The sequence below is a fragment of the Bartonella sp. CR127HXZ genome (assembly GCF_042194555.1).
Taxonomy (GTDB): domain Bacteria; phylum Pseudomonadota; class Alphaproteobacteria; order Rhizobiales; family Rhizobiaceae; genus Bartonella; species Bartonella grahamii.
Genome location: NZ_JBHIMZ010000020.1, coordinates 1 through 11,833, shown reverse-complemented (window position 1 = coordinate 11,833; position 11,833 = coordinate 1). Strand labels below are relative to the sequence as shown.

12 protein-coding genes are annotated in these 11,833 nt (G+C 39.6%); 3 read left to right on the top strand and 9 right to left on the bottom strand.

Going from position 1 to position 11,833, the window contains the following annotated elements; all coding sequences use genetic code 11:
- The first annotated feature begins 1,302 nt into the window (after positions 1–1,302).
- Positions 1,303–1,614 (top strand): type II toxin-antitoxin system RelE/ParE family toxin, encoded by a 312-nt coding sequence (locus ACFIKY_RS08245; protein ID WP_017196508.1) that lies wholly within the window; start codon positions 1,303–1,305, stop codon positions 1,612–1,614.
- The gene (locus ACFIKY_RS08240) at positions 1,595–1,876 is read left to right on the top strand and encodes an addiction module antidote protein (RefSeq protein ID WP_273788712.1); all 282 of its coding nucleotides are present in this window, start codon (positions 1,595–1,597) and stop codon (positions 1,874–1,876) included. The genes ACFIKY_RS08245 and ACFIKY_RS08240 overlap by 20 nt, the downstream gene beginning before the upstream one ends.
- Before the next feature lie 34 nt (positions 1,877–1,910).
- Here the strand turns inward: ACFIKY_RS08240 and ACFIKY_RS08235 are convergent, their stop codons facing one another.
- From ACFIKY_RS08235 to ACFIKY_RS08210, 6 genes are all read right to left on the bottom strand, one after another.
- Complete coding sequence (locus ACFIKY_RS08235; protein WP_375661675.1) at positions 1,911–2,291, bottom strand: hypothetical protein; 381 nt, start codon at positions 2,289–2,291, stop codon at positions 1,911–1,913.
- Positions 2,292–2,314: 23 nt separating this feature from the next.
- Positions 2,315–3,439 (bottom strand): N4-gp56 family major capsid protein, encoded by a 1,125-nt coding sequence (locus ACFIKY_RS08230; RefSeq protein WP_375661674.1) that lies wholly within the window; start codon positions 3,437–3,439, stop codon positions 2,315–2,317.
- 91 nt (positions 3,440–3,530) lie between these two features.
- Positions 3,531–4,418, bottom strand: coding sequence for a hypothetical protein (locus tag ACFIKY_RS08225; protein WP_375661673.1), 888 nt, complete (start codon positions 4,416–4,418; stop codon positions 3,531–3,533).
- Between the two features lie 13 nt (positions 4,419–4,431).
- The gene (locus tag ACFIKY_RS08220; RefSeq protein ID WP_375661672.1) at positions 4,432–6,441 is read right to left on the bottom strand and encodes a portal protein; all 2,010 of its coding nucleotides are present in this window, start codon (positions 6,439–6,441) and stop codon (positions 4,432–4,434) included.
- On the bottom strand, positions 6,426–7,754 hold the full coding sequence (locus tag ACFIKY_RS08215) for a PBSX family phage terminase large subunit (protein ID WP_375661671.1): 1,329 nt from the start codon (positions 7,752–7,754) through the stop codon (positions 6,426–6,428). The genes ACFIKY_RS08220 and ACFIKY_RS08215 overlap by 16 nt, the downstream gene beginning before the upstream one ends.
- A complete protein-coding gene (locus ACFIKY_RS08210) occupies positions 7,735–8,067 on the bottom strand; it encodes a hypothetical protein (protein WP_375661670.1) in 333 nt (110 codons plus the stop codon). The genes ACFIKY_RS08215 and ACFIKY_RS08210 overlap by 20 nt, the downstream gene beginning before the upstream one ends.
- A gap of 204 nt (positions 8,068–8,271) precedes the next feature.
- Between ACFIKY_RS08210 and ACFIKY_RS08205 the strand changes: the two genes are divergently transcribed.
- Positions 8,272–8,895 carry a hypothetical protein gene (locus ACFIKY_RS08205; RefSeq protein WP_375661669.1) on the top strand — a complete coding sequence of 208 codons (624 nt, stop codon included), beginning with the start codon at positions 8,272–8,274 and terminating at the stop codon, positions 8,893–8,895.
- 9 nt (positions 8,896–8,904) lie between these two features.
- Here ACFIKY_RS08205 and ACFIKY_RS08200 read toward each other — a convergent pair whose 3' ends face one another.
- From ACFIKY_RS08200 to ACFIKY_RS08190, 3 genes are all read right to left on the bottom strand, one after another.
- Complete coding sequence (locus ACFIKY_RS08200; RefSeq protein ID WP_375661668.1) at positions 8,905–9,435, bottom strand: hypothetical protein; 531 nt, start codon at positions 9,433–9,435, stop codon at positions 8,905–8,907.
- Between the two features lie 15 nt (positions 9,436–9,450).
- Positions 9,451–9,891 carry a single-stranded DNA-binding protein gene (gene ssb / locus ACFIKY_RS08195; protein WP_375661667.1) on the bottom strand — a complete coding sequence of 147 codons (441 nt, stop codon included), beginning with the start codon at positions 9,889–9,891 and terminating at the stop codon, positions 9,451–9,453.
- An 85-nt stretch (positions 9,892–9,976) separates the two neighbouring features.
- Positions 9,977–11,452 carry a replicative DNA helicase gene (locus ACFIKY_RS08190; protein ID WP_375661666.1) on the bottom strand — a complete coding sequence of 492 codons (1,476 nt, stop codon included), beginning with the start codon at positions 11,450–11,452 and terminating at the stop codon, positions 9,977–9,979.
- Positions 11,453–11,833 lie beyond the last annotated feature (381 nt).

The following is an 11,833-nucleotide window of genomic DNA, read 5'->3' as shown; positions in this document are numbered from 1 at the left end:
CTAATGATTAAAATGAATCATCCACATGGAGTAATGAATGCATATATACAAAACGTATCATATTGCAAGCGCTCTATTAGAGATATGAAAACTTATCAAAAGAAACGTAAATAAAGCAAATGTGTATTAAGTGAAAGTTTGTAACAAAGTCCTTTTTTACATTTACGAGCATTGGTTTTCAAAACAATCTCTCATAAGAAAAATAAACAAACGCTTTTATAAAATGTAAGGCTTTCAAGATTTTGCTCTGCTGTGAAATCTAGATCTTCGTTTTTCATAAATGAAACGTTCTTAAGAGCAAATGATAACTAAGTTATAACTGTGATAAAAAGAAGTTTTAACGTTTCTTATAAAGATCTCATTTTATGTTTCAAACGTTTAAACGTGCATTTAAAGAGGTTCTCATAAGCGTATTTGTACTTTTCATTAAAACCTAATTTCTTTAAAAATTAGCCGGTCCATTCTTGGGGGCATTATCTTAGAATAGAGCATTCTTTAAACATTACAGCTTTTGACTCAAAATTGAATAAAATCCCATACCTTATGATGTTACAATGGTTTTGAAGTTTTCTTGCTTGCGTTATATCATTAAAAAGCTTTCTCTTTCATAAGACATAACATTGTGATTTTCATTCTATATGTAATGATACTATATTTATGCTGATTACTTATCATTTTCTAAACTTTTAGAAAGCGTTTTTAAAAGTGATCTTATCTTTAAATCTTTTTATGCAATCTTTATAAATTAAACCTATAAGCTTATGACAGTTTCAAACGATTATTCCTTTTTAAGGTTTCGCTCAAAAAAGAGCAAAACTCATACCATTCTTTAAACGTATGTTATCGATAATTCCAAACGACTAAATTTTAAACAATGCGATTTGAGTGATAAAAACGTATCATAAAATTTATGAACTGTTATGAATGATAGCTGCTTTTCATTTCATTTGAACGTTTACATGCGTTATAACATTTACATCATGATTTGCTTTTTATGGTCTATTCATGCATGGCAATCTTATATAAAAAATGATCAAATGAATCATGCATAAAAGTGTGGATTCTTAAGTGGATTCATATAAAATAATTTCACTCAAGCTATTGACTTTATTGTATTTTTTAGTATTATGTCTTATATGACCGACACTAAGTGCGAAAGTGTTCTCTTATGACGATAAATATCTCGCTTTACTGGTATCGGTCCTCCGGTCTTAACCCGAATATAATGACGTGTCATCAAAATACCTTTCAGTAAAAATTATTACTATTGATATTATATATATTGTGTAGTATAGTGCACTGATGGTAGCGATAATAAAAACAACAGATGAATTCGATAACTGGTTAGAAAAACTTAAAGACAGAAAAGCTGCTAATATAATTCTTGCAAGGCTTCATAGAATTCGTTCAGGGCTTTTGGGTGATGCAAAGTTTTTTAATGGTATAGGTGAATTACGTATCCACTATGGTGCTGGTTACCGAATTTATTTTACAAAAAAAGGCGATAAAATCATTATATTGCTTTGTGGTGGTGACAAATCCACACAATCCAGTGATATTCAAAAAGCCTTATCTCTTTTAGAGGATCTTAAAAATGAAATTGAAAACCTTTAACTTTGAAAAACACCTCACAACACCAGAATCTCAAGAAGTCTTTTTAAATGAAGCCTTCAAAACTGGTGATGCCTCTCATATAGCGGATGCCCTTGGCATTGTTGCTAGAGCACAAAATATGAGTGCCTTAGCAAAAGAAACCAATCGCGAACGCAGTGGATTATACCGCTCTTTAAGCAAAACAGGTGACCCTAAACTTTCTACCTTAGTCGCTGTCTTATCTGCCCTTAATTTGCAACTCTCTGTACAATCTGCTCCATAAATCGTGAGGGGAATTAAGCCTTCCCCTATACCTCTCAACGATTGGTCACGAATTGCACGACCACAACACACTCTCCAGCCGCGGTTGTTTTATCCCGTGTTGCATAAAGCGTAAGCTCTTGATCTTCTGGAACAAACTCTTTTTGGTTGGTTGATGTAAAATCTTGCGTACCTTGGGCTTTGATGTCCTTTTCACTAAACTCATTACCCCCATAGGTACTTCCTATCTTCAACTTCGCTTCTGAAAACGCTGTCTTCACAAACGCTTTAATCGAAAGGATCATTGCACCACGCGGTAAAGTCCCGATTTTGCGTGTCAAATGCTTATCTTTATGCGAGATATTCAAACGCAAAAAACTCACTTGTTGCGTAACCAAGTTTCTCCCTTGTAGGGGTTGTGGTAATCCTTCTGCCATGTTTTATTTCCTTTCTTTGAAAATTAAGAAGGCTTTTCGCCTGTGCAAGTTGAAACAACAACAGTTCCAAAATCTTGCGCATTTTGTCCTCTTCCAGGCATTTGGAAACGTGTCTTCTTCATGCCTATGATTGTCTTAGCTGCAACACCATATACTCGTTGATAATCATCAAGCTCTTCAACCAACTTATAGCGCGTATCTTGATTTTCTGCTCCAAAGGCAAGCATCGCACTTTGTGCACCCAGTAAAACAGCACGGCGTACATTTTCTTCAACACTACCATCGGATTTTACACCATGCGTCACATGTTCCGATTCACGTAAAATCACACCGTTATACATGCCTAGTGAACCATCAAAGATCGGATTCTTCGCACGCGAACCTGAATAAGCCGCCTTTTGTATATCAAGCCACTGACCAGTATCTGTATTGGTACGCAATTGCATAACTTGTATGGGATGAAGATACATGACGTAAACATTGGAACCACCAACACGTACTGGTCTGATTTTGGGGTTAGCCAACTTTGCAACTTTAACAGCTTCATCAATCAGCTTAAGACTAAAACCGTGTTTTGCCAGCTCTTTTACGTCTTCATCTTTCGTTTTGGCTTCTGGTCGTACAATGCGCTTACTACTTGGTGCCAATGGTGCATTAAAACCATAATACAATTCATCTAGTTCAATCTCACGCCCTTCAAATTTCATTGTAGGTGCTGTGTACCCACACACTTGCGTGAAAAACATCAAACTTAAACGGTCCGCATACCAATCAACCAATGACTTGTGTGCTTCGTCGCGTAAACTAAACAAAATACGTTGTTGATCAATCGTACCTTTATTTTTTGTTGAAACTGCATGATTAAGTTCATTGATATATAATTTGTCATGAAGAAACTGAAGAGCTTCTTCATTACCTTTAAGCGTTTCACCTTCGCTTACACCACGCCCCATAATCTGTGCACGTAAGCTAAATGTAACACAATCGCCACCTTCTTTCCTAAGTTCATTTTTGACTTGAATGATACTATTGGAGCCTTCTCCCATTAATGGTTCAATATCAAGCGCTTTAGACGCTTCATAATTTAATCTCTTTGACCAAGCTTTCACCGCTTGAGCATCATTAATAGGTATACGTGTTGTTGCCATTGATTTTACCTTTCTTTGCTATAAAAAAACCGGCTTTAAGCCGGCAAAAACCCGCATTAAAAGCGGATTACGTTATGCGCCTAGACTATACTCAGCCATCGCGCCCCATTAACTTATCAAAAATGATTTGATTCTTAGGATTGCTATACCATTCTCCAAATTCTTGATCAGACATATCACAAATGTTTTTTAAAGTGATTGGTCCAACACTCCCCCCTCCACCAGACGCCGTTAAGGTTCTCGCAGAATTCTGCCGGCTTTGAAGTTCTGCAACCTGATCGTTGGCTTGTAATGCTTGGTTCTGATAGCCAAGATTTTGCGCTATTCTATAAATCTCTTCTGCCGGATTGAGATCTCTTTGTGCACAAGTCGCTACAATCGTACGCAATTCATTCCTTATGATCTCAGAAATTGTGTTTGGATCTGCATACTCAGGATAAAGTGACGACCAAGAACTCAATTCCTTCGCACGCTTCTCATAAAGAAAATTTGCCGCATCACCAAAATCACTGGATTTATTTTGAAACGACTTAACAGAATTGTTGAAAAACTGACCAAGACGTATATCATGCTGCTGCTGTTCCTCAGCTTGTCTTAGCGCTTCTTTCTGTTCCCTAATATACGCATCCTGCTCTCGAATCTTTTTTCCCATCCAACTCATATAGCCAATAATGTCTTGTGTAGGGTCTGGGGGTGCATTTTCACCTTCAACCATTGGCGTCTGGGATTGGGGTTCATAAAGCTTGACAAGCGCTTCACGAGCTTGTTTGGCTTGTTGCTCCATACGCTGCTGTTCTATACTAGGAACAATCTCTGAAGGCTTTTCAACGGTCTCTAAAACCGGCTCTGGAGACGTAATGTCATCATTATCAATCGTTTCACCATCATAAGTGCCAGCATCAAAAGAGCTCTCATCATCAAAGACCGGTGCTCCAACTCTGTAATCTTCATTCATAGCTTCATTCATTTCTGCATTCATTCTTTCACCTCTCTTAACTATGCATACCTCTGTGTAATGCTATTCGCTCTCGCATGATCTGATTGTGTGCCTGAGTATTGAGAAGCTTCTGCCGTTCAATGTCATGGCGCTGTTGCATCATTTCTGCTTCTAATTCCGCTTTCTTTTGACGCATAAACAGATCAATCTGCTTTTGTTGCAAATCCATCTGATGCATCTGTGCTTTCGTCTCTAAGTCTTGTTGCTTTTCCTGCAACTTCATTTCCTGCTCGGGGTCCATCTGCTGTTGTTGTGCCATTTGTTGCTGTTGGAACTTCTCACTGACGCGATTAAGCAATGACGCAGGCAATGGAGAATAACGAAGTAGATCAAGCATAATATCCGGCGTAATCGCATTTTGAAGCAATGGAAGCAGTTGTGTGATAATGCCAAAGGTGCGTTCTTTCTCATTCGGGCTGGTTGGCGCATCATCGACAACAATGTCATACTCAACACTCGTTACTTCTTCACGCGTCAAAGGAATATATTGCGCATTCTCTTCACCAGATATCCGTACCAAACGACCATCGGACAAGTAATTCTGTATCAAGTGCAAAATAATCTTACCTTGCCGCTTGCGGTACAAACGTAAACCATCAAACAGACAAGCAAGCAGATTTAAACTGGATTGGCGTCGTTGTGCCTCCAAAATACCGGCTTGTGTCACTTCTCTTGTGCCAATGAATTCGGGCGATAAACCAGTCACCTGATTAATTGCTTCCTTAGCTTCATTAAACAGCTGGAAAAAGCCTTGTGGAAACTGTGCTACGGGTTTGGGTTGGATCTTTCCTTGTGCCAATGCGTTAGGTTTAACCCATGTAATACTGTCTGACCGGCTTAAACTTTTTGCTGCTTCTCTCTCATCCTTAAATGCACCACTCTCTGCCATTATCCCGCCTTTGGATTGGCTATTAAGGATATACATCACTTGACTGAAATATTTATTCGCCCATCGTTGAGGATCTTTTGTCGGACGCACAACACCATAAAATTGCCGTTCTATCTTGTCAAAATACCCCGTTATACACTCCCAACCCAATTGACCAGCTGGAACCAAAGGTTGATCGGGGGATTCAAGCAATTTTCTCCCTAAAAAAGCACGTCTTACAACCTTTTTATTGAAAGCCGCCCCTTGAATATTAGGCATCATGCATTGGAGCTGCTTAAATTCCTCTTCGCTATAGTCACGAAGTTCACCCGTTTCTAAATCAGCTGCCTTGTAATACCTCTCGCTTTCAAACCAACGGCATTCAACAAGCGTGACCATCCGACGACCGTTTTCAACATCAATGCTCCCTTCATCACTGTAATAATCAAGATCATTATGGTGAACACCTTCATGAGAGCTACCATCCCTTGCCCAATCTGCACTCAGCTCTGTCCAATGAGATTTGGGAAACATCTGCTTAGCTACTTCTAACGGCTTGCGGTCTACATACCACAAACGTTGCGCATCGGTTAAATTCGGTTGCACCGCTGCACTGTCCCAAACCATCTTTAACGGGTCTAAACGGGTAATTACCGGTTCACCATCGAGGCTGTTCTCATAATCAAGCCGTGTATCAGTCCACCCCATGCCGCAGATAACCGCATCTTGGAAAGCGTCACTATCAGCGTATTCTGCATGCGCCATGTCCCGAAACCATTCTGCCGCACCGGTAAGCAATTCACTTGGCAATGCCTTGCCTATTTGACGGGGGATGAATTGCACTTCTCGCTTATTATTTCTCTCTGAACCTACAACAGCATTCACAAGCGGAGCAATACGATTAAAGGTCATAACGGGGCGGCGTTGCTTTTTTAACGCCGATAAATCTTCTTCATTCCATTGATCACCATTGTAAAAACCAAAATCCTCCCGTGCATGTTCACGCCATTTATTCACATGCTCCACATCTTCTTTGTACCAGCTCACAAGCTTACGAAACAAACCTTCTTGAGAGAGATCAGATACGTTGCTGTCTTTCTCTAAATGTTCATCATCATGCATCATTCTGCCATCCATGAGGTACTATCATATTCCGTTCTGCCGCTATAAGCTGGTCGCTTTTGTATTTCTTTTGGTGGTTTGTATGAAATGCACATCAGTCCAAAGGCATCTGCCCCATGACTGGACCAATCATGCTCTGCTCCCAAGCCAATATTACGCTTCTCATCCCATTTCTCGTGATACCAGTTCAGTGCCTTGCGTCCTGCTACCGTCGTCTTCTCATTAAACCAAACAGAAGGCAAAACACGGCGGACTGTTTCTATACGTATTTTAACAGCCCCTGCTCCCTGATTAGGGATAACTTTTGTTTGAAAGCCTGCCTGTTTAAGAGCGCTCTCAAAACTCACATTGTGCACACGGTCTCTGGTCGCACCATCATGGGGTAACACCATCAACGCCTTCTCATAACCGTTTTGACGCAACCAGCCTACATGCTCTGATAGCGGTTGTCCCTGTGCTTCGTAATAATTAAGCACTCTAATTTCTCGCCCCACAAACTGTGCTATCCATATCGCTGTTGCATCTGCCTTAGCACCCGTGCCCCCAATATCCCAAAAAGCACGTATTTGCATTAAAGGGTCACGAGCAACACGCCCTATCCGCCCCTCTTGCTCAGCTGCCAACATTTCCTTTTGATAATAAGCACCCTGAACCGCTGTAAGATAAGCCCCCTCCCAAATATGCTTATAGGTCTCTGGACGGTTTCTCAGATCATCAAGTCGTGCTTCATTCAAGATCTTGGGAAACTTCGGATTGTCTGACCAGTTGATCTCAACACGCTTAATTGCCTCATTGTCTGAAAAGCGAAACCGCTTCTCAACGGGGGCATTCTCTCGCAATGGGTTCCATGTCACCCATAACTCTGCTCTCCACCCCTCTCCTTCTTCTCGCAAAGTCGGTATAAGCGTTTGCCAAGCTGTCTCTGTAACGGGCTCTGCCTCATCAACCCAACAAAGCAAAATACGCCCCATGGATTTGATACTGGCTATATTGCGGTCAAGACCAGAAAACTGAAAGGCTATACGACCATCAATCGACTTAATCGACGACTCCCCAACCTTGTAATAGTCCTTTAAAAAATCATGCACTTCAATGGCGCGTTTAATCTCCTCCAATGAACTTTCTGCCAAAGAATTCTGAAACTGACGTGCACAAAGAATAGTGCCCGATATCCCTTGCATACCAAATTGATAGCCTTTTAAAGCCGCCATCAATGCAAATGATCTTGTCTTTCCAGACCCTCGTCCACCCCAAGCCGCCCGTACCAAAGCGTCCCCTGCAAAAATAGGAATGAGTTTTGGTACAATACTAATCTGTCGTGTTGTCATTGACCAAAGGCGCGATTTCTACACGCGTTATCACCTTAATGGCTCCCCCATCTTCACCTGTTACCTGTAAAGGCAACACCTTACCAAGCAACGCTAAATAAGCAGCGGGGCATTCCATAGCCTGTTTTTCCAAATAAGAGATCAAACCATCCTTGCCAATTTTATTCCCAGCATTCTCAGCAGCCTTAACCACTGCTTCTTTTAAAATGCGCGTCACTTTATTTGGAACGCCTTTGACACGCCCTTGACCTGCCTTTGGGGGTATACGCTTTTTAATAGGTTGTGGAGCCTGTTCTGTATTTTGTGATGTCATAAAATACACCCTCTAGATAATAAAAAACCCCGCATTTGCGGGGATTTCAAACTGCACTGCCTCTCGTCTAGACACAATACGCCTAAGTACAGCAATGTCATTAAATACGATTTGCTACAATTTGTCAACATAAAAATAACACATATTGATATATTCAAAAGGAATCGGTTAAACAGCGCTTATAATAATTAGGGATTCAAAACGATGAAATCATTATCCATAACACGCATCATAACATTTATAGCTTTCTTTTCTATATCAGCGCTACCTGCATCAGCGTCATTTGGATTTATAGACAAATTGACGCGTATGTTTACAAGTGTAGATACTAAAGAGAAGTATAATCAACTTTACAACAAATACGTAAGTGAATCATATATTGGCTCTATGCATTCTGAAAAGATACGCAAAGCAGAAGAACTTTCACTCAGCACGGGCATAGAATATTCGTTTTTTAAACAGGAAGATATATTGTATCGTCACATATCAGTTGTTGGTTGTGCATCCCTTATGAGTTTATTGCGGGGTGATTATAATAAGGAGATGTCGCAAATGGATCTACCCAATGTAATAAAGCGTTTACGCGATGAATATGATTGGAGTGAAAGCGATTTTATGTGGGCATACGACGTGGTCAATGATAACGAGGATCCAATGATTTATTATGCAAAAAAATTTATGATGGCTATAGATAAGCGTTCCGATTTAAGAAAAGAACAAGTAAATAACATAGTATCTCAAGTGAAAAGAAATGATCATAAAAGTTTAAAGGAATCCATTGAATTTTGCAGAAACTTACAAACGATATACAATATAATGAAACCGTAATAGAGATTGTCATTTACGATCAAAATGTTTCTGAAGAGCATTAAGAGCGACACGTAATGAACTCACGAGATGCGGTAGCATTTGATCTTCTATAACAAGGTACTGTAGCGCTGCGTAAAGATTGTACTGTCTATAGAGGCATTGCGCTTCTTTTATTGCTTCTTGCGTGTTAAAAAATTGTTCTGTTGCAAATTCTACCCACTTATCCCTTGCCTTATCATCTGATGATGAGGGCATCTCATCATAAACAGCACTTGGAAAGCCTTTTGCACAAAGGTAATCGTTTCTGATCTGTAGATATTGTTGCGCGGCATCATATTGCTCTTGTGTAAGCACGCCTTGCAAGCAAAGCCGCCCGATATAGGTACCAGAGAGTGGATTTTTTGCCTCTTGTAGCGTTAAACCGAAGCGCTTTGCACGCATTTCTATTGCCAATTTATCAACGGCTTCACGCGGTGCTTTTGCACGTGATATACGTCCGTTTGGTTCTCTTACCTGCCCTGCTATTTTAGGGCGTCCCCTTTTTTTATTTTTTTTCATAACACCGCCTTTTATTTAAAAAGGAACACTGTCATTCATAACGGTACGGGGCGTATCAAGAGGTCTGTAAATGCTTCTGTCATAAGCAGATGACTGATCTTGATTATCATCATTTTTGCCATCTAAAAGCTTTAACTCGCCTTTGTACTGAGGCAATATGACTTCTGTTACATACCGTTCAACACCGTTTTTATCTTGCCATTTACGAGTTTGTAGTCGCCCCTCGATATAAACTTTGCTACCTTTACTGAGATACTGAAGTGCTACTTTTGCCAAATGTGGATTAAACACCACAATGGAATGCCATTCTGTTTTGTCTACTTTCTTATTGGTTGCCTTGTCTGTATAGCTCTCAGACGTTGCCATTCGAAAATTGACCACCTCGGTGCCAGATGACATTGTTTTGCTTTCTGGATTGGCACCTAAATGACCAATTAAAATCACTTTATTAAGCATGTTTGTAAGTCCCATTAAATGATGTAAAGATCATAACATGTTTTATGTGTTTTTGCAATGTTTTCAGTTAGCTAATAACAATTATTTAATGTTTTACATTATGTTCTAAATCACTAAAGCGTGTAAAATCGGATTGAAATGCAAGGGGAACGATTCCTGTCGGACCATGGCGTTGTTTTGCTATAATAACCTCGGCTTTACCCTTGGCTTGCTCCATTGCATCTTGCCACTTGCTATACTCGGCGGTGCCTTCTTTTGGTTCTTCATTTTTGAGATAATATTCTTCACGATAAACGAACAGAACAATGTCGGCATCTTGCTCTATTGAACCAGATTCGCGTAAATCGGAGAGTTGTGGACGTTTATCGGTTCGGTTTTCAACTTGACGTGAAAGTTGTGACAGAGCAATGATGGGAATATTGAGTTCTTTTGCAAGTGCTTTTAATCCGGTGGTAATGGCTGTAATTTCTTGAACGCGATTTTCTAATGAACGCTTTGAACCGCTTGTCATGAGTTGGATATAATCGATAATCAAGACATCTAGACCATGTTGTCGTTTAAGACGCCTTGCACGGGCGGACAATTGTGCTAGGGATACACCACCCGTTTGATCAATATAAAGAGGGATTGTTTGTAAGGAACGCATTGCGTGAATAATTTTTGCAAATTGCTCTTCTGAGATATTACCACGGCGCATATCAGAAGAAGAAACCTTTATTTGCTCTGAGATAATACGAGTTGCAAGCTGTTCAGATGACATTTCAAGTGAGAAGAAACCAACAATACCCCCTTCATTGGCTTGGTTGTTATCATGACGCTTGCAAGCATTGGCAATATTAAAAGCAATATTGGTCGCCAGAGAGGTCTTCCCCATAGCAGGGCGCCCCGCAAGGATAATCAAATCAGATGCTTGTAACCCTCCCATTTTCTCATCAAGTGTTTTGATATGGGTAGCTATCCCTGAGAGCCTTGAGGAACGCTTTTTCGCTGCACTTGCCATGTTAAGTGCTTTTGTAATGGCTGTATTAAAATTTTCAAATCCACCTCCATATTTCCCTTTTTCTGCCAATTCAAACAACTGATTTTCAACAGTTTCAATTTGTTGTGATGTTGTAAGTTCTACAGAAGCATCATAAGCTCTATTCACAACTTGAGTGCCAAGGTTAATTAAAGAGCGTCGGATAAACAGATCATAAATGACGCTCCCATAATCTTTAGTATTAATGATTGTGACTGCCTCGGTAGCTAAACGCACCACGTAATTATATACAGTGATGTCACCAATTTTCTCATCATTGTCAACAAAGGGCTTAATAGTAATGGGATCTGCAACTTTTCCACTTTGAATAATTTGTGAAATGATATCAAAAAGCTTTTGATGCAACGGTTCAAAAAAGTGCTCTGCTTTTAAAAAATCAGAAACGCTATCAAGAGCATTATTATTGATAATGATAGCACCCAGCAAAGCTTTCTCTGCTTCAATATTATGGGGCAATTGACGAAAAGAAGATTGTTCTTCTGTTTGAAAAGAAGGTAATTTAACAGCGCTCATTTTATTCATTATGATTTAAATTGATTTGATAAATGATAATTATAAATCACTGAATCTACAGTGTGAATCCCATTTTTATTTTACTTAACAGCTTGCTTTTTGATACGTTTTGTGCAATAAAGAGATGTTCTTTTATATTTCGATTGGTTATTTTAATCGTTTATTTAGATCGCTAGCTGTTTTGATAATAAAAGCCGTGTCTTAAAGGACGCGGCTTTTTTGCTATAAAGAAGCCCCCCGCGTTATTTAAGCAGCGTCTTTTAGTGACAGATTATCATCACAGATATCATTACGAATTTTTGCACGGCTATTCACAACAGCATTGCCATAAATTTGCACATGATGATCAATATTTGATTTGCCATAGACCTTGGCATGATCATAAATCCT